This window comes from Nonomuraea monospora, from assembly GCF_039531895.1.
GTDB classification, from domain to species: domain Bacteria; phylum Actinomycetota; class Actinomycetes; order Streptosporangiales; family Streptosporangiaceae; genus Nonomuraea; species Nonomuraea monospora.
Window position 1 is genome coordinate 15,500 of sequence record NZ_BAAAQX010000031.1, and the last position, 24,046, is coordinate 39,545.

Here is a 24,046-nt window from a genome sequence, read left to right on the forward strand (position 1 = left end):
GCCGGGCATCCTCATCGTGGTTCTTGGAGTGGCCCCGCCGATCTGTCCGGATCGACGGGGCCAACCGGTCTCAGCTACTCGGAGACGCCCAGCTTCTCCAGGATCAGCTCCCGGGCCCTGGCGGCGTCGGCCTTGCCCTTGCTGGCCCGCATGACGCCGCCGACGAGCGCGCCCGCCGCGGCGATCTTGCCGGAGCGCACCTTCTCGGCCGCGTCGGCGTTGTCGGCCAGCACCTGGTCGATGATCGCCGACAGCTCGCCCTCGTCGTTGACGATCTTCAGGCCGCGCCGCTCGACCACCTCGTCCGGCGTGCCCTCACCGGCCAGCACGCCTTCCAGCACCTCGCGCGCCAGCTTGTCGTTGAGCGCGCCAGAGGCCACCAGCTCGGTCACCCGGGCGATCTGCTCCGGCGTGATCGGCAGGTCGGCCAGCGGCGTGCCGCTCTCGTTGGACTTTCGCGCCAGCTCACCCATCCACCACTTGCGCGCGTCGGCCGCCGGCGCGCCGGCCGCGACCGTGGCCTCGACCAGCTCGATCGCGTCGGCGTTGTGCATGGCCTGCATGTCCAGGTCGGACAGGCCCCACTCGGCCTGCAGCCGCTTGCGCTTGACCGACGGCAGCTCCGGCAGGGCCGCCTTCAGCTCGGCCACCCACGCCGTGTCGGGCGCGATCGGCACCAGGTCGGGCTCGGGGAAGTAGCGGTAGTCCTGCGCCTCCTCCTTGGACCGGCCCGACGTGGTGGTGCCGGTGTCCTCGTGGAAGTGCCGGGTCTCCTGGAAGATCTTGCCGCCCTCGGCCAGGATCGCCGCCTGCCGCTCGATCTCGCTGCGCACCGCCCGCTCGACGCTGCGCAGCGAGTTGACGTTCTTCGTCTCCGTACGGGTGCCCCACTCGGACGAGCCGCGCGGCATCAGCGAGACGTTCACGTCACACCGCAGCGAGCCCTCCTCCATACGCACGTCGGAGACGCCCAGCGAACGCATGATCTCGCGCAGCTCGGTGACGTACGCCTTGGCCACCTCGGGCGCGAGCCGGTCGGTGCCGGGGATGGGCTTGGTCACGATCTCGACCAGCGGGATGCCCGCGCGGTTGTAGTCGACGATCGAGTAGTCGGCCCCGTGGATGCGCCCGGTCGAGCCGCCCACGTGGGTGGACTTGCCGGTGTCCTCCTCCAGGTGCACCCGCTCGATCTCGATCCGCACCGTCTGGCCGCCGACCTCGACGTCGAGGTAGCCGTCGAAGCAGAGCGGCTCGTCGTACTGCGAGATCTGGTAGTTCTTCGGCATGTCCGGATAGAAGTAGTTCTTCCGGGCCATGCGGCACCACTCGGCGATCGAGCAGTTGAGCGCCAGGCCGATGCGGATCGTCGACTCGATGGCCTGGGCGTTGGCCACCGGCAGCGCGCCGGGGAAGGCCAGGCAGGTCGGGCAGACCTGCGTGTTGGGCGGGGCGCCGAAGGTCGTCTTGCAACCGCAGAACATCTTCGACTTGGTGCCCAGCTCGACATGCGTCTCGAGGCCGAGCACCGGCTCGAAGCGCTCGAGCGCTTCGTCGTACGGCATGATCGTGCCGGCAGTCATCGTGAGGTCCTTCGTTCAGATCGGTGCATGTGCGTCTCGCCCTACAGCTCCGGGGCCTTGGACAGCAGGCTGCCGCCCCAGCGGCTCTCCAGCGCCTGCTCCACGGCCGCGCCGACGCGGTAGCAGCGGTCGTCGGCCAGGACCGGGGCCATGATCTGCAGGCCCACCGGCAGGCCGTCCTCGTCGGCCAGGCCGCACGGCACCGACATGGCCGCGTTGCCCGCCAGGTTGGACGGGATCGTGCACAGGTCGGCGAGGTACATCGCCATCGGGTCGTCGGCGCGCTCGCCGATCGGGAACGCCGTGGTCGGCGTGGTCGGCGACACCAGCACGTCGACCTGCTGGTAGGCGGCCTCGAACTCGCGCGCGATGACCGTGCGCACCTTCTGGGCCTGGCCGTAGTAGGCGTCGTAGTAGCCGCTCGACAGCGCGTACGTGCCCAGCATGATGCGCCGCTTGACCTCGGGACCGAACCCGGCGGCCCTGGTCAGCGCCATGACCTCCTCGGCGCTGCGGGTGCCGTCGTCGCCGACGCGCAGGCCGTAGCGCATCGCGTCGAAGCGCGCCAGGTTGGACGAGCACTCCGACGGCGCGATCAGGTAGTAGGCGGGCAGCGCGGTGGTGAAGGACGGGCAGGAGACCTCGACGACCTTGGCGCCGAGCGACTCCAGGAGCTGCACGGCCTCGTGGTAGCGGGCCAGCACGCCGGCCTGGTAGCCCTCGCCGCCGAACTCCTTGACGACGCCGATCCGCATGCCGGCCACGTCGGCGTTCCTGGCGGCCTCGACGACCGACGGCACGGGCGCGTCGATCGAGGTGGAGTCCATCGGGTCGTGGCCGGAGAACGCCTCGTGCAGCAGCGCCGCGTCGAGCACGTTGCGGGCGAACGGCCCCGGCGTGTCGAGCGAGCTGGCGAAGGCGATCAGGCCGTAACGGGACGAGCCGCCGTAGGTCGGCTTCATGCCGACGATGCCGGTGACGGCGGCGGGCTGCCGGATCGAGCCGCCGGTGTCGGTGCCCGTGGACAGCGGCGCCTCGTAGGCGGCGACAGCCGCGCTGGAGCCGCCGGAGGAGCCGCCGGGGATCTTCGTCAGGTCCCACGGGTTGTGGGTGGCGTGGTAGGCGGAGTTCTCCGTCGAGGAGCCCATGGCGAACTCGTCGAGGTTCGTCTTGCCCAGGATGACCAGCCCGGCCTCGCGCAGGCGGGCGGTGACGGTCGCGTCGTACGGCGGCCGCCACCCCTCCAGGATCTTGGAGGCGGCCGTCGTCGGCATGTCGCGCGTGGTGAAGATGTCCTTGTGCGCGATCGGCACGCCGGCCAGCGGCCCCAGCTTCTCGCCGGCCCGGAGCCTGGCGTCCACGGCGCGCGCCTGCTCCAGCGTGACCTCGCGATCGACGTGCAGGAACGCCTTGACCTTGGGCTCCACCTCGGCCATCCGGTCGAGGTGCGCCGCGGCCACCTCCTCGGCCGACACCTCGCCCGCGGCGATCATCGAGCCCAGCTCGGCGGCGGTCTTGCGGATCAAACTCATGCCTCCTCCCCGAGGATGCGCGGCACCCGGAAGCGGTCGTCCTCGACGGCGGGGGCGCCGGAGAGCGCCTGGTCGGGCGTCAGGGACTGTCGCACCTCGTCGGCACGGAAGACATTGGTCAGCGGAAGCGCGTGCGACGAAGGCGGCACGTCCTCGGCGGCGACCTCGGCCACCTTCGCGACCGACTCGATGATGGCATCGAGCTGGGTGGCGTAGTGATCGAGCTCGTCGTCGGTGAGCGCCAGCCTGGACAACCGAGCCAGGTGGGCGACCTCGTCGCGGGTTATGGCGGACATGAGTCGTTGAACCCGTTTCGTGGATGGAGTCTTTGGACACTGCCATCCTAGGGGGCTTGACCTAGCAGCCCCGAACCTTTATCGCTAGGCCGAGCTGCTGACCTCGGGCTGGTACCCGTACTCGACGGAGGCGCCCGCCCGGTCGCGCAGCCACACCGCGGCCTCCTCGGCCGGCATCGGGTGGCAGAACAGCCAGCCCTGCCCCACGTCGCAGCCCATCTCCACCAGCCGCATCGCCACGTCGTCCGACTCCACGCCCTCCGCGACCGACCGCAGCCCGAGCGAGCGGACCAGGTCGACGATGGAGCGCACGATGCGGTAGTCGTCCTCGGACTCGGCGATCCGGCGCACGAACGAGGCGTCGATCTTGACCTCCGACACGGCCAGCCGCTGGAGCCTGATCAGCGAGGAGTAGCCGGTGCCGAAGTCGTCGAGCGCCAGGGGGACGCCGAGCGCGGCCAGCGCCTTGATGGTCTCCTGCGTGTAGGCCTGGTCGCCGGTCAGGATGCGCTCGGTGACCTCCAGCTGGATGGCCGCGGGCGGCAGGCCGTACCTGGCCAGGCCCACCTCCAGTTGTTCGGGCAGCGCGGAGGCGAGCAGGTCGCGGGCGGAGATGTTCACGGAGATCTGCACCCGCAGCCCGGTGTGCCACCAGGCCGCGGCCTGCTCCAGGGCCTCCTCGATGACGTACGCGGTGAGCTGCCGCATCAGGTACGACTGCTCGGCCAGCGGCACGAAGTCGGACGGCGCGATCGGCCCGTGCACCGGATGCCGCCAGCGCAGCAGCGCCTCGACCCCCTGGACGTCGCCGCCGCCCAGCCCCACCTTGGGCTGGTAGTGCAGGCGCAGCTCGCGGTTGTCGATGGCGCGGCGCAGGTCGCCGAGCAGGGTGAGTCGCTCGGGCGAGTTGCGGTCCTTGTCGGGCTGGTAGAGCTCGACGCCGGTGCGGCCCTCCTTGGCCAGGTACATGGCCACGTCGGCGCGTTGCAGCAGCAGCTCGAAGTCGGGCGCGTGGTCGGGGTAGAGCGCGATGCCGACGGACGCGTCGAGGTCGAAGGTCATGCCCTCCAGGCGGACGGGCTCGGTGAGCGCGGCCCGCAGCCGGGCGGCCACCTCCCTGGCCGCGTGCGCGTCCCTGATCGAGGGCAGCAGCACGGCGAACTCGTCGCCGCCCAGCCTGGCCACGACGTCGCCGGGCCGCACGGAGTGGGTGAGCCGGTGCGCGATGAGCTGCAGCAGCCGGTCGCCCACGGGGTGCCCCAGCGTGTCGTTGACCTCCTTGAACCGGTCGAGGTCCAGCAGGAACAGCCCGACCCGCTCGTCCTGGCGCGACTCGGCCAGCGCCTCCTCGGTGCTGACGATGAGCATCTTGCGGTTGGGCAGGCCGGTCAGCTCGTCGTGCATGGCCTGGTGGTCGCGGCGCATGGACAGCGTGGCGGTGAAGTAGACGGCGGCCAGCGGGGCGACGAAGAGCGGCACGAGGCCGGGCGAGTGGCTCATGACCACCACGACCAAGGGCGCCAGGCCGAGCAGGCCGGTGTAGACGAGGCTCTGCGGGCCGACGGTGACCTTCACCACCCGCATGATCGAGCGCCGCTCGTGCAGCGCGACCGCGCCGCTCACGAGGGTGGCCCTGGTGCCGAAGTAGGCGATGCCGGACAGCGCGATCGCCAGCAGATCGCCCCCGCCGGGCACCCACGGTTCGGCGGGGCTCGGCACGATGCCGAACGTCCCCAGCACCACGGCGGCGGCGGTGAGCGCGAGCGTGGACTGGGCGATGTTGAACATGACCCGGTGCCAGGACCTGCGCGTCACCACGCCGTTGATCACGACGGCGACGGCCTGCATCAGCACCGCCACGGGCAGCCCGAGGTGCAGCAGCACGGCGAAGGTGAACATGGTGGACGGGTACGTGCCGCCCACGGCCGTCGCGGACGACACCATGACGGGCCGCAGCTCTCCCAGGACCACCAGCACGGCCAGCACCCAGAACAGCGGCGTGCGGGCGAGCCCGGCCACCCCGGCCGAGTCCAGCCTGAGCATGGCCACCACCAGGGCGGTGAAGCCGATCACAGTGATGCCCGCGAGGTAGCCCCACAAGGGTGTGCCGACGCGTGGTCCGGTGTCGCGGGTGTCGGTTGGGTCAGTCATCGGTAACAGAACCCCCATTAGGTCACTATGGGAGGGTACGACCTTCACCCCACTTCGCGAAACCAACCGCGTACGGTCCGTAATTCTCTCTTCCGACATATACCCAAAAAGCACCCTCAGTAGCAAACCGAACACACAACGGCGAAGGGGCCTGCCCGCGTCACCCGCGGACAGACCCCTCCTCGATCGTGAGGCTAGCCCTCCGGCGTCACGGCCACCCCGGCCGCCGCCTCAGGACCCTCCTCCAGCAGCACCTCGAACCCGGCCCCGTCGAGGATCGGCACGCCGAGGGTGACCGCCTTGTCGTATTTCGACCCGGCGTTCTCCCCCGCGATCAGGAACGACGTCTTCTTCGACACCGACCCGGAGACCTTCCCGCCCCTGCTGGTCAGCGCCTCGGCGGCGGTGTCACGCGTGTAGCCCTCCAGCGTGCCCGTCACCACGAACGTCAGCCCCTCCAGCGTCTGCGGGCCCTTCTCCGGCGCCGGCTCGTCCTCCATGCGGACCCCGGCCGCGCGCCACCGCTCGATGATCTCCCGGTGCCAGTCGACCTCGAACCACTCCTTGATCGTGGCCGCCACCCTGGGCCCGATGCCCTCGACCGCGGCCAGCTCCTCCTCCGAGGCGTTCATGACGGCGTCGATCGAGCGCATCGCGTCGGCCAGCGCCCGCGCGGTCGGCGGGCCGACGTGCCGGATCGACAGGGCCACCAGCACCTGCGCCAGCGAGCACTCCTTGGCCCGCTCCAGCTCCTCCATCAGGCGCAGCGCGTTCTGGCTGGGCTCGCCGCTGAGGTTGGAGAAGAACGTGACGACCTTCTCCTCGCCCGTCTTGGGGTCGATCTTGGGCAGGCCGGTGTCCTGGTCGCGGACCACCGACTTGATCGGGATGAGCTGCTCCAGCGTCAGGTCGAACAGGTCGGCCTCGGTGCGCACCACCGGCTGCTGCGGCGGCAGCGGCTGGGTCAGTGCGGTGGCCGCGACGTAGCCGAGCCCGTCGATGTCGAGCGCGCGCCGGCCCGCCGCGAAGAAGATGCGCTCGCGGATCTGCGCCGGGCAGCCCCGCGCGTTGGGGCAGCGCAGGTCGGCGTCGCCCTCCTTCTCGTAGGCCAGCTCCGTGCCGCACTCCGGGCAGTGCGTGGGCATCACGAACTCCCGCTCTGACCCGTCGCGCAGCGCCGTGACAGGGCCGACGATCTCCGGGATCACGTCGCCCGCCTTGCGCAGCACCACCGTGTCGCCGATGAGCACGCCCTTCTTCACCACGATCGCGGCGTTGTGCAGCGTGGCCCGCTCGACGGTCGAGCCCGACACCACCACCGGCTCCATCACCCCGAAGGGCGTCACCCGGCCGGTGCGGCCCACGCCCACCTGGATGTCGAGCAGCTTGGTGTTGACCTCCTCCGGCGGATACTTGAAGGCGATCGCCCAGCGCGGCGCCCGCGAGGTCGAGCCCAGCTCCCGCTGCGTGCGGAAGTCGTCGACCTTCACCACCACGCCGTCGATCTCGTAGGCCGGGTCGTGCCGGTGCGCGTGGTAGTGCTCGATGAACTCGTTGATCTCGTCGAGCCCCGGCACCACCTTGACCAGGTCGCTGACCGGCAGCCCGAACTCCCGCAGCCGGTCGTAGCAGTGCGACTGCGCCCGCGGCTCCTGCGTGCCCTCCCAGACGCCGATGCCGTGCACCAGCATCCGCAACGGCCGCTGGGCCGTGACGCGCGGGTCCTTCTGCCGCAGCGTGCCCGCCGCCGAGTTGCGCGGGTTGGCGAACGGCGGCTTGCCCTGCTCCACGAGCTGCTCGTTGAGCTGCTTGAAATCCTCGACCGGGATGTAGACCTCGCCGCGGACCTCGACCAGGCTCGGGACGTCGTCGCCCGTCAGCCGGTGCGGAACGCCCTTGATCGTGCGGACGTTGGCCGTCACGTCGTCACCCGTGCGCCCGTCGCCGCGGGTCGCGCCGCGCTCCAGCTTGCCGTCCCGGTAGACGAGCGCCACGGCCAGCCCGTCGATCTTCAGCTCGCACAGGTAGGGACCAGGGTCGCCCTCGGCCAGCCGCTCGGCCCGCGCCTGCCAGGCCGCGATGTCGTCAGCGGTGAAGGCGTTGTCGAGGCTCTCCATCCGGTTGAGGTGCTGAACCTTGGCGAAATCGCCCGACACCGGCGCGCCCACCTTCTGGGTGGGCGAATCGGGCGTCTGCAGCGTCGGATGCGCCTCCTCCAGCGCGAGCAGCTCCTTGAACCACCCGTCGAACTGGGCGTCGCTCACCGTCGGCTGGTCGAGCACGTAGTAACGCCAGCGGGCGTCCTCGACCAGCTCACTGAGCTCCGCGTGCCGCTTCAACACCTCGACCGGCACACCCTCGACCTCAGCCACGTGGGCCCCCTTCCGTACGACGACCTGTGCAAACGCTATCGCCGAGCACCGACAGAACCACCGCTCAACCCTCCCGCGGATCGTCCCTGAGCACCTGCGCCGCCTTGTGGCAGGCCGCCAGCGCCGCCCGCGCGTACGCCGGAGAGGCCCCCGCCAGCCCGCAGGCCGGGGTCAGCACGACCTGCGAGGCCAGCCGGTCGGGCGCGAACCCCAGCCGCCGCCACAGCTCCAGCGCCGGCTTGGCCACCACGCCCGGCCCGGCCAGCCGCGTGTCCGTACCCGGCACGACCCCCATGAACAGCGTCGCGCCCGCCTCGAACAGCTCGCCCAGCCGGTCGTCGTCCCTGCGCCGCAGCATCGCCGCGTCCACCGAGACGCCCCGCACCCCCGCCCTGCGCAGCAGCGCGAACGGCACGCCCGGCGCGCAGCAGTGGATCACCGGCGACTCGAACGAGCCCAGTGAGTCCTCCACCCGCCACTCCTCGACCGCCGCCAGCCGCCCGAACCCCGAGGCGGTCGGCACCGTGCCCGCCAGCACTCCCGGCAGCCCGGGCTCGTCGAGCTGGAGCACGATCTCGCTCACGCCCGGCAGCCGCCGCCGGATCTCGGCGCAGTGCTCGGCCACCCCCTGGGCCAGCGAGGCGGTCAGGTCGCGGACGGCGCCCGCGTCCGAGAGCATCTTGTCGCCGAACTTCAGCTCGATCGACCCGGCCAGCGTCCACGGCCCGCAGACCTGCACCTTCAGCGGCCCCGCGTAGTCGTGGCCGAGCTCCTCCAGCCCGTCGAGGTCGCGCCGCAGATGATCGACGGCCCGCCGGTGGTCGCGCCCCGGCCGGTCGCTCAGCCGCCACCCGGACGGCTGCACCTCCACGGGCAGATCGACGAGCAGCGCGGCCGTGCGACCCACCATGTCCGCGCCGACGCCTCTGGCGGGCAGCTCCGGCAGGTACGGCAGCCCTGGCACCTCGCCGAACACGACCCTGATCGCCTCAAGATGATCCTCACCCGGATGCGAACCGACCCCGGTGGCTTCCCACGTAGACATGGGCACAAGCGTAGGCTCTGCCGAATGAAGCTCACGAAGTTCGGCCACGCCTGTGTACGCGTGGAGAAGAACGGCAAGGTCCTGGTGATCGACCCGGGCTCGTTCAGCGACGGCGCGGCGCTCGACGGCGCCGACACGGTGCTCATCACCCACGAGCACGCCGACCACGTGGACGTCGAGAAGCTGAAGGCGGCCTCGCCCAAGCTGGAGATCTGGACCTGCGAGGGCGTCGCGGCCGACCTGACCGAGGTGCCGGGCAAGGTGCAGGTGGTGCGGCACGGCGACGACTTCTCGACGGCCGGGTTCCAGGTGAAGGTGTTCGGCGAGTGGCACGCCAAGAACCACCCCGACATGCCCATTGTGCAGAATGTCGGCTTCCTGCTCGACGACGAGCTGTTCTACCCGGGTGACGCGCTCACCGTCCCCCAGGCCGAGGTCGGCACGCTGCTGGTGCCGACCGGGGCGCCGTGGCTGAAGCTGTCGGAGATGGTGGAGTACCTCCGCGAGATCCGTCCGGCCCGCGCGTACTCCACCCACGACGGCCTCTACAGCGAGATCGGCCTCGGGCTGGTGGACAACTGGCTGCGCATGGAGGCGCAGAAGCAGGGCGCCGACATCCGCCGCATCCCGGTCGGCGAGTCGGCCACGCTCAGCTAGCCGGCCTTCTCAGCTAGCCGGCCTTCTCAGCTCGCCGAGACGATGGTCGCCGAGCCGATCACCGTCGCACCGGAGTAGAGCACCGCGGCCTGGCCCGCCGCGACACCCGTGGCGGGCCGGTCGAGCTCGATCGACAGCCCGCCCACGCGCTCCTCGAACCGGCACGGATAGACCTCGCCGTGCGCCCTGAGCTGCACCGTCAGGTCGTCGCGGCCGGACGGGCCGTTCCACACCGGGGTGCCGCAGACGATCGTGCTCACCTGCAGCGCCGAGCGCGGGCCGACCGTCACCGTGTTGGACACCGGCTCGATGGACAGCACGTACCGCGGCCTGCCGTCAGGCGCCGGCCGGTCGATGCGCAGGCCCTTGCGCTGCCCCACCGTGAACCCGTGCGCTCCCGAGTGGCTGCCCACCACCTCGCCGCTCTGATCGACGATGGGCCCCTGGGCCGAGCCGAGCCGCTCGGCCAGGAAGCCGCGGGTGTCGCCGTCGGCGATGAAGCAGATGTCGTGGCTGTCGGGCTTGTCGGCGACGGTCAGGCCGCGCCTGGCCGCCTCCTCGCGAACCTCGGCCTTGGTCGAGTCGCCCAGCGGGAACAGCGCGTGCCCGAGTTGCTGGCGGGTGAGCACGCCGAGCACGTACGACTGATCCTTGCCCTGGTCGACGCTCCTCGACAGGACGCCGTCGACCAGCTTGGCGTGGTGGCCGGTGGCGACGGCGTCGAAGCCCAGGGCCAGCGCCCTGTCGAGCACCGCCGCGAACTTGATCTTCTCGTTGCAGCGCAGGCAGGGGTTGGGGGTGCGGCCCGCGGCGTACTCGGCCACGAAGTCCTCGACGACGTCGCGTTGGAAGCGCTCCGCCATGTCCCAGATGTAGAAGGGGATGCCGATCACGTCGGCGGCCCGCCGAGCGTCGCGTGAATCCTCGACCGTGCAGCAGCCCCTGGCACCCGTGCGGTGGGATTGGGGGTTGGCCGAGAGCGCGAGATGGACACCAGTGACGTCGTGACCGGCCTCGGCTATGCGAGCGGCGGCCACGGCCGAGTCGACGCCGCCCGACATGGCGGCAAGCACACGCAGTCCCATGACCATTCCAGCGTACTGTCCGGCTGGGGGTGCGCGACCATGCCCTCCGTCTGGGAGTATTCGACCATGCGACTGTTCGGGCGCAAGGACGCGGACGAAGGGGCCGGTGGGCCGGCCGAGGCCATCGCCGGATTCTGGACATGGTGGCAGGAGGCCAGGCCACGGCTCGACGCCCTGCTGGGCGCGGGCGACGGCGAGGGGGTCGAGGAGCTGCTCACCCCGGCGGTCACCGCGATCCACCCGGGGCTGGTCTACGAGGTGGCCCCCGGCAAGGAGGCCGCGCACGCCCTCGTGGTGACCGCGGCGGGCGACGCCGAGCTGCGCTCGCTCGCGCACCGGTGGGCCAAGGCGGCGCCGCCGTCCGACCTGCTGTGGGAGTTCCACCCCTCGCGCCAGCCCAACCCGCAGGCGACGGAGCTCAGGCTCGACGTGGGCGGTTTCGTCTTCGAGCTCGACAAGCTCACGCTCGGCCTGCGCGTGCCCCGCAACCAGCCCAGGGTGGACGTGTCCGCCTACCATCCGATCTTCGGCGAGCTCGACGAGGACACCCGGATGGAGACCACGCTGCTGGCCCTCGACTGGCTGCTCGGCGAGGACGACGTGGCCAGGTGGGTGGGCGAGATCACCGCGGTCACGTTCGAGCCGATCGACTCCGTGGCGGCCGTGCACCTGCCCGCCGTCGTCGCCGACGTGGCCTCCGGCTACGCGCAGGAGGAGTGGGTGCTGCTGGAGGGCCAGACCGGCACCGGCGCGCCCCTGGTCGCCACCGCCCGCCACCCGCTGCGGCCGGTGGACCATCCGCTGTTCGACCAGCACATCGCCATCACGCTGCCGTACGCGCACCGCGACGAGAACGGCCTGCCGGTCGGCGACTCCCTGACCGCGCTGCGCGACTTCGAGGAGCGCCTGGCCGCCCGCCTGCTCAAGCTGCGCGGCGACGCCGTGCTGGCCGCCCACCTCAGCGCCGAGGGGCATCGGATCATCCACGTGTACGCCGACCCGACCGGCGACGCGGCGATCCACGCCAAGGAGCTGATCGTGGGGTGGGAGGAGGGCGAGCCCCGGGTGGACGTGACCTCCGACCCCGCCTGGACCGCGGTGGCCCCGTTCCTGACCTGAGCCCTGTTTCTGGTCCAGTCCAGGCCCGGACGCCGGGCGCGCTCGACCGCCTTAGCCCAGGCCCGCGCGGCGGGCGCGTTCGACCGCGGCTGGGAGCACCTCGATCAGCCGGTCCACGTCCTCGCGCGTCGAGGTGTGCCCCAGCGTGAACCGCAGCGACCCGCGGGCCGCCGCCGCGTCGGCGCCCATGGCCAGCAGCACATGGGACGGCTGCGCGACCCCGGCCGAGCAGGCCGACCCGGTCGAGCACTCCACCCCCTTGGCGTCGAGCAGCATGAGCAGCGCGTCGCCCTCGCAGCCGGGGAAGGAGAAGTGCGCGTTGCCGGGCAGCCGGTTGACGGGGTCGCCGTTGAGCACCACGTCCGGCACCGCGTCGCGGACGCGGCGGATGAGCTCGTCACGCAGCTCCACCAGCCGCCGCCCCAGCTCCTCCTGCTCGCGCACGGCGGTGCTGACGGCGGCGGCGAGCCCCGCGATGGCGGGCGCGTCGAGCGTGCCGGAGCGCACGTCGCGCTCCTGCCCGCCACCGTGCTGGACGGAGACCGGCGTCACGCCCCTGGCCAGCAGCAACGCCCCGGCCCCCATCGGCCCGCCGATCTTGTGGCCGGTCAGCGTGAGCGCGTCGGCCCCCGAGCCCGAGAAGGACACGGGCAACTGCCCGACGGCCTGGACGGCGTCGGTGTGGAACGGGATGCCGTGGTCGTGCGCGATGGCGGCCAGCACGTGGACGGGCTGGACGGTGCCGACCTCGTTGTTGGCCCACATGATGCTGATCATGGCCACGTCGCCGGGGTCACGCTCGATGGCGGCGCGCAGCGTCTCGGGGTGCAGGCGGCCGTGCTCGTCCACCTCCAGCAGCTCCACCTCGGCGCCCTGGCTGTCGGCCAGCCAGTGGGCGGGGTCGAGCGCGGCGTGGTGCTCCACCGAGCTGATCAGCACCCGCTTGCGCGGGCGGCGCGCCCAGTAGAGACCCTTGATCGCCAGGTTGTCGGCCTCGGTGCCGCCGGAGGTGAAGACGACCTCGCTGGGACGGGCGCCGAGCGCGCCGGCGATCGTCTCGCGCGACTCCTCCACCACCCTGCGCACCTGGCGGCCGGTCGCGTGCAGGGAGGAAGCATTTCCGACGCGTTTGAGTTGAGCCGTCATGGCCTCGATCGCTTCGGGCAGCATGGGGGTGGTCGCCGCATGATCAAGGTAGGCAGACGGTCTGGTCACGTGCTCAGGGTATCTCGCTTGCAACTGTACCGTCCGGACGGTACAGTTGAGGCATGCGAAGGGACGAGCTGTTGGACGCGGCAGAGGATCTGCTCTGCGACCAGGGCTCGGCCGCGCTCACCCTGGCGGCCGTGGCCGACCGGGCGGGCGTGAGCAAGGGCGGCCTCCTCTATCACTACGGCTCCAAAGAAGCCCTGATCAAGGGCATGGTGGAGCGGTTGATCGAAGACTTCGACGCACTGACGGCCGCTCAGCCCGGCGACACGTACACCGAGCGCTACCTGGGTGCCACCCTCGCCGCCGTCCGCTCCGGCCGGCTGCGACGATGGGCGGTCGTCACGGGGGCGTCGGGCAACCTCTTCCTGCTCGCACCGCTTCGCGAGGCCATGACCCGATGGCATCGCGAGGAGCTGAACGAAGAGCCCGACCCGGTGGCCTCGCAGATCGTACGCCTCGCGTGTGAAGGCTTGTGGGACGTGGCCAGCCACGACCCGGAGCTGAACACGGAGGCTGACCTCCAGGTCCTGGAGCAGCGCCTCAAAGCGCTGATCGCCCCGGCGTCCGCCTGAGTCCCTTCCCCTTCTCATCCGGCACGTCGCGCTGACGGCCGCGCGGCTCGCGGAGTTCCCGCATCCGACCGGCACGGGCTCCGCGCCACAGACACTTTTGCGGTGACCGGCCGCCTGGCTGGTCACCGCTGCTCTGCGCCCCCTCATGCGCTCGGGACGTCTCATGCGTTCAGGGCGTCCTATGCGCTCAGGGCGTCCTGTGCGTATCCCGGACAGATAAGACACATCCACGGGCGGCCCCAACCCCGCCCACCCTTTTCTTGAACTTCTTGTGAGGTGGCCTAATGACCCGCGAGCTGAGGAATGCCCGTTACGGGGCGATCCTCACCTTTGTCCTTGCCGGCCTGATGGTGGGCACGATGACCGTGCGCATCCCCGCCCTGACCGACAAGCTCGGCCTGTCCGAAGCCATGGTCGGCACGATCCTGCTGGTGTGGGGCCTGGGCGCGCTGGTGACCATGCAGTCCATGCGCCGCGTCATGGCGCGCGTGGGCAGCCGGACGCTCCTGCGGGCAGGCGGCCCCCTGACGGCACTCGGCCTCCTCGGCGTGGCCGTCGCCCCCGACCTTCCCCTGCTCCTGGTGGCCGTGGCGCTGTTCGGCATGGCCTTCGGCACCGTGGACGTCTCCATGAACGCCCAGGGTTCCGCCGTCGAGCAGGCGTACGGGCGGCCCTTGATGAACGGCATGCACGCCGGCTGGTGCGTGGGCGCCATCTCGGCGGGCGGCCTCGGCAGCCTGGCGATCGCCGTCGGACTGCCGTTCACCGCGAACGTGGCGTTGATCGCCCTGGTGTCCCTGCCGGTCATGGTGCTGCTGGGCCGCACGTACCTGCCGGAGCCGCCGGCCGCCGAGACCGCGCAGGCGGGCCGCCGGCGCATGCCGCCCATCGTCTACCTGCTCGGCGTCATCATGTTCTTCGCGTTCATGGTCGAGGGCACCGTCGCCGACTGGAACGGCCTGTACCTGCGCGACGAGCTCGGCGCGCCCGAGGCCGTGGCGGCGCTCGGCTACCCGGTCTTCGAGGCGGGCATGCTGATCGCCCGGCTCACGGGTGACCGGCTGCGCCTCCGGTTCGGGGTGCGCGGCATGCTGACCGTGTCCGGGGTGGCCACGGCCGGGTTCTTCGCGGTCGTGCTGCTGGCGCCGGCGGCGGTGGTGGCGGTGTCCGCGATGTTCTTCGTCGGGCTCGGCGTGGCGACCATCTCGCCGCTCACGCTGTCGCTCGCCGGCACCGCGACCGACACCCCCGGGCCCGCGATCGCCCAGGCGGGGGCCATGGGGTACGCGGGGCTGCTGCTCGGCCCCGTGGTGATCGGGTTCCTCTCGGACGTCACCTCCCTGCGTACGGCGCTGGGCATCGGCGTGGTGCTCGGCGTGCTGATCGCCCTGTCGGCGCGGGTCCTGCCCCGCCGCGAGCCCGCGACCGAGCTGAGCCCCCTGCCCGTACGCGAGACCGTGGAGGCCGCCGCCTGACATCATCGGGCGATGGATCTTGAGCGGAAGGTGCCCTTCGACGTCGCCGCCTACGTGGAACGCGTGCGGTCAGGCCGCTGCTTCATCTGCGCCATCGTGGCCGGCGACCCGGAGTACACGCTGGAGCAGATCGTCTACGAGGACGAGGAGCACCTGGCGTTCCTGGCGCGCTACCCCACCTTGCCCGGTTACGTCCTGGTGAGCCCGAAGCGGCACGTCGAGCACGTCGTACGCGACCTCGACGAGCGGGCGTTCCACGCGATCATGGGCGTCGTCAGGAAGGTGGCCCTGGCCGTGGAGTCGGTCGTCCCGTCGGAGCGCACGTACGTGCTGTCCCTGGGCAGTCAGCAGGGCAACTCCCACCTGCACTGGCACATCGCCCCGCTGCCCCCCGGCACCCCGTACGACCAGCAGCAGTTCCACGCCCTGATGGCGGAGAACGGCGTGCTTCCCTGGACCCGGGAACAGGCCGAGGAGCTGGCCGCCCGCCTCAGGGCGGCGCTGTCCTGAGGCATTCCTGTGAATCCCCGGTCTGATCCCCGCGACCGCTCACCCCGCCTGGGAGAAGTCCCCGTACGTCGGCGCGCCCGCCGGCCGGTAGACGCTGAGCACGCACCCACTCCCGGTCGTCCTGGACTCCACCAGCCGCAACGCCGCCGAGGTCAGGACACGGTGAACCCGCCGTCCACCGGCAGGATCGAGCCGGTGACGTAGGGCGCGCCGATCACGTACCTGATGGCGCCCGCCACGTCCTCCGGCCGTCCGACGCGGCCGGCGGGCAGAGTACCCGCGACTGCCTCGAACTGGGCCCGCCGCTGCTCCTCGGGCAGGAACGACCACCAGGCCGTGTCCACGACGCCCGGCGAGACGGCGTTGATCCGCACCGGGGCCAGCTCGGCGGCCAGCGGCGGCACGATCCGCTCGATCGCCCCGTTCACGGCGGCCAGCCCCGCCGTGCCTGGCAGGGCGGCGCGCGCGCTCGCGGCGGACACCATGGTGATGGAGCCGGTCACGCGGGCCCGCTGGATGGCGAAGAGGTACGGGAATAGCTTGCCGTCGAACGCGTCCCGCACGGCGGACACCTCCAGCTCCGCCAGCGGCCCCATCGCGTCGGCGCCGCCGCTGAAGGCGAGCACCAGGTGGTCCAGCTCGCCCACCCGGTCGAAGAAGGCGGCCACCTCCTCCCGCGAGGTGCCGTCCACCTGCTCGGCCGCCGCCACGCTCGCCTTCGCGGCGGCCAGCCTCTCAGGGTCGCGGCCGGTGACGATCACCTCGGCGCCGTCGCCCGCCAGCAGCCGCGCCGTGGCCAGCCCGATGCCCGCCGTGCCACCCATGATCACTACACGCATCTTCCATCCTCTTTTCTAGACGTTCAGTCTCGTTTTTATACGAGACGATGAGTCTTGTAAAGTGGGCGGCATGACAGGCGAGCGACGGCTGGGACGGCCCCGCAGCGAGGGCACGCGCACCGCGATCCTCACGGCGGCCCTGGAAGAGCTGGAGTCCGGCGGCTACGCCGCACTGACCATCGACGGCATCGCGCGCCGCGCCGGCTGCGGCAAGCAGACGATCTACCGGTGGTGGCCGTCCAAGGCGGACGTCGTCCTGGAGGCGCTGCTCGAACGGGCCGAGACCACGATCGAGATCCCGGACGAGGGGTCGCTCTCCGACGACCTGCTCGCCTTCCTGACGGCCACGTTCCGGCAGCGGGGGCAGCGCCCCACCCTGGTCGGGCTGATGGCGCAGGCGCTGCTCGACCCCGTCTTCGCGACCGCGTTCAAGGAGAAGTTCCTGTTCAGGCGGCGGGCCGCGCTGCGGGTCGTGCTGGAGCGGGCCGCCGCCCGGGGCGAGCTGGCCGAGGGAGCCGACCTCGAACTGCTCATGGACGTCGTCTACGGCGTGCTCTGGTACCGGCTGCTGCTCGACCACGCGCCGCTGGACGAACCGGCCGCGGAACGGCTCGCCGCGCTGATCGTACGGGCCACGCGGTGAGCTCCCCGCCAGGACGGCGTCAGCTCGCCTGGCCGGTGGGCATGATGGTGACCTGCTGCAGGTTCGCCCGGGGCGGCAGGCTCGCCACGAACCCCACCGTCTGCGCGACGTCCTGAGGCGTGAGCCACTCCATCTCCTGCTTCGACCCCTCCAGCCACGCCCGCGCCCCCTCGTCGGTGACGTGCCCCTGCAGCTCGGTGCCGACGATCCCCGGCTCGATCGCCGAGACCCGCACGTTCTTGGCCCCCAGCTCGGCCCGCAGGTGCCGCGACAGGTGCGTGACGAACGCCTTGGTGCCGGAGTAGACGGCGAAGTTCGGGAAGATGTTCTGCGCGGCGATCGACGAGGTGTTGATCAGATCGGCCACTCCGCGCTCCCCCGCGGCTCGTACGAGCTGGGGGACGAACGCGCCGATCACGTTCATCAGACCCGTCACGTTGAGGTCGATCTGGCGCTGCCACTGGCCGGCGGCCAGCTCCTCGATCGGTGCGGGCAGCATGACGCCCGCGTTGTTGAACAGCAGGTCGGCCCCGCCCAGCTCGGCGGCCACCCGCTCAGCGGCGGCCCGCACGGCCGCCGCGTCGGTCACGTCGGCCGCCAGCGCCACGGCCCGGCCCCCGGCCCGCTCGATGCGGGCCACCAGGTCGTCCAGCCGCTCGGCGCGCCGCGCCAGCACGGCCACCTGCGCGCCCAGCCCGGCCAGGTGCTCGGCCGTGGCCTCGCCGATCCCGCTGGAGGCACCGGTGACGACGGCGACGCGTCCGGAAAGAGAGGTGCTCATGAGGTACGCCCTTCGAGAGTCACACGCGGCCGGTTGACCGCGTTCCTCCAACAGCACATCAGGGAGAGCACCCTTCGCAGGGCACCCGAGCGTGCCCTGACCAGGCAGGTAATCGCGAGGCAGGTACTGGCAGGGCCACCCCTGAGTCATCGCGGCCACGCGGGGCGGGCCACACTGGAGACCATGGACCGCAGCCGCGAGCTAGCCGACTTCCTGCGCTCACGTCGCGCCAGGATCACCCCCGACCGCACGGGGCTGCCCGCCGACGGGCGGGCCCGCCGCGTGCCGGGCCTGCGCCGCGACGAGGTGGCCCGGCTGGCCGGCGTCAGCACGGAGTACTACACCCGGCTGGAGCAGGGCCGCGCAGGCAACCCGTCGCCCGAGGTCACCGAGGCGCTCGCGCAGGCCCTGCAACTCGACCCCGCCGAACGCGAACACCTCACGGACCTGCTGGCCCGACCCGCCCGACACGCCCCGATCGCCCCGCAGCGGGTCAGGCCGGGGCTGCACCTGATGTTGCAGACCCTCGACCACGTGCCCGCCTTCGTCCTGGGCCGCCGCACGGACGTCCTGGCCACCAACCGCCTGGCCCGCGAGGTGCTGACCGACTTCGACGCCCTGCCCGCGACCCAGCGGAACCTCGCCCGCTACTACCTGCTCGACCCGGCGGCGCGCACCCGTACCGGCGACTGGGAGCAGATCGCGGCGGAGACCGTCGCGATCCTCCGCCTCGAAGCGGGCCGCTACCCGCAGGACCGCCGCCTCGGCGACCTCGTCGGCGAGCTGACCCTGCGCTCGCCCGAGTTCAGCACCTGGTGGAACGACCACCGCGTGCTGCGCCGCACCCACGGCACCAAGCGCTACCACCATCCGCTGGTCGGCGAGCTGCACTTCTCCTACGAGTCGTTCCAGCCGCCCGGCGACCCGGACCAGACCTTGTGCGTCTACAACGTCGAGCCGGGCTCACCCACCGCCGAGGCGCTCCGCCTCCTCACGAGCTGGACGGCGCCCGCCGCCTCGGCCTAGAACGTGCTCACGTCGCGCGGCAGCACGTTCAGGAAAGGGATTGCTGGAAGAGGAAGACGATGAGCGAGGCCAGGATTCCGGCGACGTACTGCAGGATGCTGGCGGTCTTGATGGGCAGCGCGCGCAATGTCGAATAGTAGGAGTACGCCTTGAGCTGCTCCTCGGAGTTGTTGAACCGCACCCATGAATCACGGGGTTGCGTATCGGACTCCAGCAGCGGCAGCAGGACGTCGTCCAAATGCCGGCGCACGATCCTGGCGAGAGTGACGTACGGCTGCACGCCGACGTACAGGGCGATGCCGGCGCCCACCACGGGGAAGCTGATGATGAAAAGGCTCAACGCCATGCCGGGATTCTGTCTGGCCAGGATGATGCCGGTCAGCTCCGTCCCGATGAGCCCCACCCCCATCGCGGCCGCGACCAGGGCATAGCAGCGGCACAAGTGGACCATCGCCGGCGTTCGCGCCGGGTCGATCCAGGAGAATCGCAACCCGCTGAAATATCGAATACGCAGCGGCAGGTCGGCAAAGGTGATCAGCCAGTACAACGCGTTGCCGCCGAGGAATCCCGACCAGCCGGCATGCACGTACAGAGCCACCGTCGAGTCCATGCTGCTGGCCGGCTGCAACGATGTGAACAACACCAGGGCGCAGGCGATGACGACTCCACCCAGCGAGCTCAGCAACTGCCAGCCGAATCTCATGCGCCTGCGCAGCCAGCCGATCAACTCACCGCGTTGCGGAGAATCGCCGAGCAGCTGCCCGAGAGGAATCACGAGCCGTTTCGCGTACGACCACGAGCTCCACGCGAAGGCGAGCATGAGCAGCGCCGTAAAGGTCACGGACCCGGTCCACAACAGTTCCTGTCCGCCGCGCAGTGCCTGGCTCGGCGCCACGACAAGAAGCAGCAGGTCTACCACGTACGGCCAGGTCGCCACGAGCAGGACGGAGATCCCGGCCGCCAGTCGATTCGTTTTCGCGGCCCGAGCCGCCAGGCACCGGGAAAGCCAGACGATGAAGACCTTCCGATATCCCGACTCCAACACGTCGAAGAGCCGGCCCGTGTACGAAGAATCGTGCCGGCCTGCCCGGTCGGCGATGATCGGCCGCTCAAGAGGCTCGCTCGACATGTCCCTCCTCAAACGGGAGATTGCGAGAGGGGCGGCCTTTCGGGCCAGTATCCATCAGAGCCGAACTCCGGGATAGTGCCATCGATCCCCACTTCCGTTCTCGCGTGAACGCGGCCGGAGCCCGCGGCGTCAGCCGTCGATCGGGGCGCAGATCACGTACACGTCGATCGGCGTCGTCTCCTCCTTGTCGTTCATGAACAGGAAGCTCCACGCGTTGTTCACCTCGTCCGGCTTCCCGCTCGTGTTGCTGGGAGCGTTGACCTCGGCGATCACCGGGCGCTCCCTGTCGTGCTCGCCGAGATGGGCGTAGCCGCCGCCGACGGCTTGCTGCCCCTGCGGGCACACCACGTTCGTGGACAGATAGCCGGCCGGGATCGTCCTGCGCTCCTTGACGTAGCTGACGTGCTCGCCGCCGCTCCACGGGAGCCCGTCCGCCAGCGCCACACCGCCCGCGACGAGTGCCCCACCCGCCAGCGCGCCCGCCGCTACCAGCCCGATCACCCTGCCGAACCGTCCCATGACCTCACCCTCCCCGTGCCGGTGCTCGGTCACGGTAGACCGTCCTGGTTGACGATCACTTGCACGGCTCGCGGATCGCGGCCCGCTGCTGCCGCTTCGTCCTCGGTCGTGAGTACGCCGAGCCCGATGCCCGCATGCCGGGCGCGTTCGAGGCGAGCATGGCGGCCGACACGTCGCGCCTGCTGACCTGGCCGCCGCATGGGTCAAACGCCCAGCGACCAGGACGACCTGTTCTTCCACCCGTACGTCCGCCTCACCCCGGACCGGCAGCAGCAGCCCCCCGCCGCCCGAGAATCTTCGCCGTAGCCTCGTCAGCGGGCAGAAACGCCTCCAGCCGCAGCTCGGACAACGTCACATCCACGGCGGTCGCGAACGACGTCAGCGTGGTGATGAGCCGCAACTCCCCCTCAGGGGCCCGCAACCGCAACGGCACGGAGAACCCGAGATGCTCAGCCGGCGGCTCCAGATCGGGCAGGTAACCGTCCAGCTCGGCGATGAACGCGTCAAGCCCCGGATCAGGGCTGCGCACCGCCTGCTCCCGCAGACTCCCGGTGATGTGCCGCCCCCACTCGGCGAGGTTCACCACCCGCCGCGCCATCCCCTCCGGATGCAGAGCCAGCCGCAACACATTCACCGGCGGCTCCAGCAGCGCGGGCGCGACCCCCTCCCCCAGCACCCCGAACGCCGCGTTCGCCGCCACCAGCTCCCCATACGGCCGCACGACGACGGCGGGATACGGCAGATGCCCGTCCAGGATGCGCTCCAACGCCTCCCGCACCGGACTCAGCTCAGGAGCATCCAGCCTGGACTCCGCATAAACGGGGGCAAACCCAGCAGCGAGCAGCAACCCGTTCCGCTCCCGCAACGACAGCTCCAACGACTCGGCCAGCCGCACCACCATGGCCCGCCCCGGCCGGGAACGCCCCTGTTCGAGGAAGCTCAGATGCCGCTGCGTCGTATCGGCTCTGATCGCCAGATCGAGCTGGCTGAAGCGGCGCCGCGTCCGCCAGCGCCGCAGCTCGCTCGCGAACCGATCAGGCTCCGTCGACACCGTCATGCCCCCATTCATACTGCACCCCCGCGCCTGCGCCATTCCCTCCGGGGAATCGCGCAGCCGCAGCCCGCGCCCGCACACTGCTGGGCATGAGCTTCGATGTCCAGCAGTTGACCGACCGTTACATCGCCCAGTGGAACGAGCCCAACCCGGCGACCCGCGCCGCCCTCGTCCACGAGCTGTGGACGAGCGACGCCGTCCACGTCCTCACCAACCCGCCCCAGGCGATCCGCGACGCCGCCGCCTCACTCGCCCTCCCGGCGCCGCCGCTGGAGGCGCGGGGTCACGCCGCTCTGGAGGACCGGGTGGGGCGGGCCTACGAGATGTTCGTGGAGCCGGGCGAGCACGTCTTCGAGGCGGCTGGGGAGGCGGTTCTGCTCATGCCGCAGGTGGTCGGGGTTCGGTGGTCGATGAGGTCGACCCGTACGGGGGAGGTTGTGGGGGGTGGGCTGGACGTTCTGACTGTGGACGACGACGGGCGGGTCTGTAGCGATCACCAGTTCATTGAGTGATCGGGCGGACGAGGGGGCGACGGACTCGCGGTCGGACGGCGGGAGGTCGCCGAGGAGGCGGGTGCGGGATGGCTCGACAGGGGTTACTCATCCGCAGCTCGGCTGATTGAGCGGGGCAGCCTCAGAGCTTGATGACGTCCAGACCTGGCATGTCGTCGTAGTCGGCATCCTGCGTGACGACGGGGACCTTGTGAGCTATTGCTGTCGCCGCGATCCACGTGTCATTGATCGGCGCCTTGCGACCGGCAACACGCAGGCGGGAGACCAGGAGAGCCCATGCATCGGCAACGGTCTCATCAATCGGGATGGGCTCGAAACGTTCAGCTAGCTGGTACGTGGACAGACGCCTTGCTGATGATTCCGGATCGCGCGCCTGGAGCACTCCGAACCTGAGCTCACCGAGGGTCACCACCGAGACCCCCCACTCGAAATCCGCGAACCGGTCGACGTCGAAGCGTGCCGCCTCCAGCCCGATGAAGATCGATGTGTCGGCGACCGCCCGCCTGCGTTCTACCAAGGCAGATCATCCGTCGTTTCAGTGAGCGCTTCTCGCAGTTCGTCTGTGAGGCCCGTGCTGTCGGCGCCGAGACGAGTCAGCTCAGCACCGATCTCCGCTGCGGAGATCCATCTCCGTCGGCGAGAAAACGGAATGATCTTTGCCACAGGGCGATTGTCGCGAAGAACTTCGATCTCCTCGCCCGACTCAACGCGCCGCAGCACCTCTGCGGTGTTGTTACGCAGCTCCCGTGCAGGAATGGCTGTCATACCCCGATCGTAGGATGTTTGCTACAGTCGTAGCAAGCTCTACGCTGAAAGCGGTCGCCACTGAGGCAGCAACCGGCAGCGGTCCGCCTTGATGTGAAGAGGTGCCGGCCACTGCACGGACGAAATCGAGTGTGGGCGCGAAGCGCCGCGGGAGGCCCAAGCGTGTAGACCTGGGCCCCCCGATGTCACAGCCTGCCCGTCAGGAAAGACCGTGCCCTACTTGCGCTTGGTGACTTCCTCGGTGAGCTGCGGCACGACCTGGTGAAGGTCGCCCACCACCCCATAGTCCGCCAGCTCGAAGATCGGAGCCTCAGGGTCCTTGTTGATGGCCACGATCGTCTTGGCGGTCTGCATCCCGGCCCGGTGCTGGATGGCGCCGGAGATCCCGGCCGCGATGTAAAGCTGGGGAGACACGGTCTTGCCCGTCTGGCCCACCTGGAACTGGTGCGGGTACCAGCCGGCGTCCGTGGCGGCGCGGGAGGCGCCCACGGCGGCGCCGAGGGCGTCGGCGAGGCCTTCGATGACGGTGAAGTTCTCGGCGGAGCCGACGCCGCGGCCGCCGGAGACGACGATGGCGGCCTCCGTCAGCTCGGGCCGGGCGCCCTTCTCCTGCTTGACGCGCTCGACCACGCGGGCGGCCTTGGCGGCCTCGGAGAGGGTGACCGAGACCTCCTCCTCCGTTCCGGCGCCGGCGGCGGCGACGGGAGCGGTGGAGTTGGGGCGAACGGCGACGATGGGCGTGCCCTTGCGCACCCGGGAGTGCACGTTGATGCCGCCGCCGAAGATGGACTGGTCGGCGACGAAGCCGTCGCTGAGGCCGACGGCGTCGGTGATGACGCCGGAGTCGGTCTTGATGGCGAGGCGGCCGGCGACTTCCTTGCCTTCGGCCGTGGCGGCGACCAGCACGGCGGCGGGCGCCTTGCCGGCGACGAGCTGGGCGAGCAGTTCGGCCTTGGGGGCGACGACGTGGTCGACGATGTCGTCGGCGCCGGCGACGTAGATCTTCTCCGCGCCGTACTCGGCGAGGCGGGCCTTGGCCTCGGGCGTGATGCCGGGGCCTGCCCAGACGGCGGCGGGCGTGCCGAGGGTGCGGGCCAGGGTCAGCAGTTCGAGGGTGACCTTCTTGACCTCCCCTTCGGCGTGCTCGACGAGAACGAGAATTTCCGACATTT

At 70.7% G+C, this 24,046-nt stretch carries 24 protein-coding genes; 8 read left to right on the forward strand and 16 right to left on the reverse strand.

Going from position 1 to position 24,046, the window contains the following annotated elements; translation table 11 throughout:
- Positions 1-74: 74 nt before the first annotated feature.
- The 6 genes from gatB to ABD331_RS42655 all read right to left on the reverse strand — a co-directional run bounded on the left by gatB (position 75) and on the right by ABD331_RS42655 (position 8,976).
- Positions 75-1,580 (reverse strand): Asp-tRNA(Asn)/Glu-tRNA(Gln) amidotransferase subunit GatB, encoded by a 1,506-nt coding sequence (gene gatB / locus ABD331_RS42630; protein WP_344488297.1) that lies wholly within the window; start codon positions 1,578-1,580, stop codon positions 75-77.
- Between the two features lie 41 nt (positions 1,581-1,621).
- Positions 1,622-3,112, reverse strand: coding sequence for an Asp-tRNA(Asn)/Glu-tRNA(Gln) amidotransferase subunit GatA (gene gatA / locus ABD331_RS42635; protein ID WP_344488299.1), 1,491 nt, complete (start codon positions 3,110-3,112; stop codon positions 1,622-1,624).
- A complete protein-coding gene (gene gatC / locus ABD331_RS42640; RefSeq protein ID WP_344488301.1) occupies positions 3,109-3,408 on the reverse strand; it encodes an Asp-tRNA(Asn)/Glu-tRNA(Gln) amidotransferase subunit GatC in 300 nt (99 codons plus the stop codon). Before gatC ends, gatA begins: the two co-directional genes overlap by 4 nt.
- 84 nt (positions 3,409-3,492) lie before the next feature.
- Positions 3,493-5,559, reverse strand: coding sequence for a putative bifunctional diguanylate cyclase/phosphodiesterase (locus tag ABD331_RS42645; protein WP_344488303.1), 2,067 nt, complete (start codon positions 5,557-5,559; stop codon positions 3,493-3,495).
- A gap of 194 nt (positions 5,560-5,753) precedes the next feature.
- Positions 5,754-7,931 carry an NAD-dependent DNA ligase LigA gene (gene ligA, locus ABD331_RS42650; RefSeq protein ID WP_344488305.1) on the reverse strand — a complete coding sequence of 726 codons (2,178 nt, stop codon included), beginning with the start codon at positions 7,929-7,931 and terminating at the stop codon, positions 5,754-5,756.
- A 64-nt stretch (positions 7,932-7,995) separates the two neighbouring features.
- A complete protein-coding gene (locus ABD331_RS42655; RefSeq protein WP_344488307.1) occupies positions 7,996-8,976 on the reverse strand; it encodes a methionine synthase in 981 nt (326 codons plus the stop codon).
- 24 nt (positions 8,977-9,000) lie between these two features.
- Between ABD331_RS42655 and ABD331_RS42660 the strand changes: the two genes are divergently transcribed.
- The gene (locus tag ABD331_RS42660; RefSeq protein ID WP_344488309.1) at positions 9,001-9,633 is read left to right on the forward strand and encodes an MBL fold metallo-hydrolase; all 633 of its coding nucleotides are present in this window, start codon (positions 9,001-9,003) and stop codon (positions 9,631-9,633) included.
- Positions 9,634-9,659: 26 nt separating this feature from the next.
- Here the strand turns inward: ABD331_RS42660 and mnmA are convergent, their stop codons facing one another.
- The gene (gene mnmA, locus ABD331_RS42665) at positions 9,660-10,718 is read right to left on the reverse strand and encodes a tRNA 2-thiouridine(34) synthase MnmA (protein ID WP_344488311.1); all 1,059 of its coding nucleotides are present in this window, start codon (positions 10,716-10,718) and stop codon (positions 9,660-9,662) included.
- A gap of 66 nt (positions 10,719-10,784) precedes the next feature.
- Between mnmA and ABD331_RS42670 the strand changes: the two genes are divergently transcribed.
- The gene (locus ABD331_RS42670; RefSeq protein ID WP_344488313.1) at positions 10,785-11,837 is read left to right on the forward strand and encodes a DUF695 domain-containing protein; all 1,053 of its coding nucleotides are present in this window, start codon (positions 10,785-10,787) and stop codon (positions 11,835-11,837) included.
- A 51-nt stretch (positions 11,838-11,888) separates the two neighbouring features.
- Here the strand turns inward: ABD331_RS42670 and ABD331_RS42675 are convergent, their stop codons facing one another.
- On the reverse strand, positions 11,889-13,052 hold the full coding sequence (locus ABD331_RS42675; RefSeq protein ID WP_344488315.1) for a cysteine desulfurase family protein: 1,164 nt from the start codon (positions 13,050-13,052) through the stop codon (positions 11,889-11,891).
- 53 nt (positions 13,053-13,105) lie between these two features.
- Here ABD331_RS42675 and ABD331_RS42680 point away from each other — a divergent pair, with 53 nt between their 5' ends.
- From ABD331_RS42680 to ABD331_RS42690, 3 genes are all read left to right on the forward strand, one after another.
- The gene (locus tag ABD331_RS42680) at positions 13,106-13,621 is read left to right on the forward strand and encodes a TetR/AcrR family transcriptional regulator (RefSeq protein ID WP_344488317.1); all 516 of its coding nucleotides are present in this window, start codon (positions 13,106-13,108) and stop codon (positions 13,619-13,621) included.
- Positions 13,622-13,905: 284 nt separating this feature from the next.
- Positions 13,906-15,096 carry an MFS transporter gene (locus ABD331_RS42685; RefSeq protein WP_344488319.1) on the forward strand — a complete coding sequence of 397 codons (1,191 nt, stop codon included), beginning with the start codon at positions 13,906-13,908 and terminating at the stop codon, positions 15,094-15,096.
- A 12-nt stretch (positions 15,097-15,108) separates the two neighbouring features.
- Positions 15,109-15,606: an HIT family protein gene (locus tag ABD331_RS42690; RefSeq protein ID WP_344488321.1), complete on the forward strand. Its 498-nt coding sequence runs from the start codon at positions 15,109-15,111 to the stop codon at positions 15,604-15,606.
- A gap of 152 nt (positions 15,607-15,758) precedes the next feature.
- Here the strand turns inward: ABD331_RS42690 and ABD331_RS42695 are convergent, their stop codons facing one another.
- On the reverse strand, positions 15,759-16,445 hold the full coding sequence (locus ABD331_RS42695) for an SDR family oxidoreductase (protein ID WP_344488323.1): 687 nt from the start codon (positions 16,443-16,445) through the stop codon (positions 15,759-15,761).
- 70 nt (positions 16,446-16,515) lie between these two features.
- On the opposite strand from ABD331_RS42695, the gene ABD331_RS42700 reads away from it, so the two are divergent.
- Positions 16,516-17,088 carry a TetR/AcrR family transcriptional regulator gene (locus ABD331_RS42700; protein ID WP_344488325.1) on the forward strand — a complete coding sequence of 191 codons (573 nt, stop codon included), beginning with the start codon at positions 16,516-16,518 and terminating at the stop codon, positions 17,086-17,088.
- 19 nt (positions 17,089-17,107) lie between these two features.
- Here ABD331_RS42700 and ABD331_RS42705 read toward each other — a convergent pair whose 3' ends face one another.
- Positions 17,108-17,869: an SDR family oxidoreductase gene (locus tag ABD331_RS42705; RefSeq protein ID WP_344488327.1), complete on the reverse strand. Its 762-nt coding sequence runs from the start codon at positions 17,867-17,869 to the stop codon at positions 17,108-17,110.
- A gap of 183 nt (positions 17,870-18,052) precedes the next feature.
- Here ABD331_RS42705 and ABD331_RS42710 point away from each other — a divergent pair, with 183 nt between their 5' ends.
- Positions 18,053-18,895 carry a helix-turn-helix transcriptional regulator gene (locus tag ABD331_RS42710; protein ID WP_344488329.1) on the forward strand — a complete coding sequence of 281 codons (843 nt, stop codon included), beginning with the start codon at positions 18,053-18,055 and terminating at the stop codon, positions 18,893-18,895.
- Positions 18,896-18,923: 28 nt separating this feature from the next.
- On the opposite strand, the gene ABD331_RS42715 is transcribed toward ABD331_RS42710, so the two are convergent.
- The 3 genes from ABD331_RS42715 to ABD331_RS42725 form a co-directional block, all read right to left on the reverse strand.
- The gene (locus tag ABD331_RS42715) at positions 18,924-20,024 is read right to left on the reverse strand and encodes a hypothetical protein (RefSeq protein ID WP_344488331.1); all 1,101 of its coding nucleotides are present in this window, start codon (positions 20,022-20,024) and stop codon (positions 18,924-18,926) included.
- A 129-nt stretch (positions 20,025-20,153) separates the two neighbouring features.
- Positions 20,154-20,576 (reverse strand): hypothetical protein, encoded by a 423-nt coding sequence (locus tag ABD331_RS42720; RefSeq protein ID WP_344488333.1) that lies wholly within the window; start codon positions 20,574-20,576, stop codon positions 20,154-20,156.
- 220 nt (positions 20,577-20,796) lie between these two features.
- Positions 20,797-21,600, reverse strand: coding sequence for a helix-turn-helix domain-containing protein (locus ABD331_RS42725; RefSeq protein WP_344488335.1), 804 nt, complete (start codon positions 21,598-21,600; stop codon positions 20,797-20,799).
- An 86-nt stretch (positions 21,601-21,686) separates the two neighbouring features.
- Between ABD331_RS42725 and ABD331_RS42730 the strand changes: the two genes are divergently transcribed.
- Entirely contained in the window at positions 21,687-22,109 is a 423-nt protein-coding gene (locus ABD331_RS42730; protein ID WP_344488337.1) for a hypothetical protein, read from the forward strand.
- A gap of 121 nt (positions 22,110-22,230) precedes the next feature.
- Here the strand turns inward: ABD331_RS42730 and ABD331_RS42735 are convergent, their stop codons facing one another.
- The 3 genes from ABD331_RS42735 to ABD331_RS42745 all read right to left on the reverse strand — a co-directional run bounded on the left by ABD331_RS42735 (position 22,231) and on the right by ABD331_RS42745 (position 24,044).
- Positions 22,231-22,626 carry a type II toxin-antitoxin system VapC family toxin gene (locus ABD331_RS42735; RefSeq protein WP_344488339.1) on the reverse strand — a complete coding sequence of 132 codons (396 nt, stop codon included), beginning with the start codon at positions 22,624-22,626 and terminating at the stop codon, positions 22,231-22,233.
- Positions 22,620-22,874 (reverse strand): type II toxin-antitoxin system Phd/YefM family antitoxin, encoded by a 255-nt coding sequence (locus ABD331_RS42740; RefSeq protein WP_344488341.1) that lies wholly within the window; start codon positions 22,872-22,874, stop codon positions 22,620-22,622. Before ABD331_RS42740 ends, ABD331_RS42735 begins: the two co-directional genes overlap by 7 nt.
- A 216-nt stretch (positions 22,875-23,090) precedes the next feature.
- Positions 23,091-24,044, reverse strand: a complete 954-nt coding sequence (locus ABD331_RS42745; protein WP_344488343.1) for an electron transfer flavoprotein subunit alpha/FixB family protein — start codon at positions 24,042-24,044, stop codon at positions 23,091-23,093.
- Between the last annotated feature and the right edge of the window lie 2 nt (positions 24,045-24,046).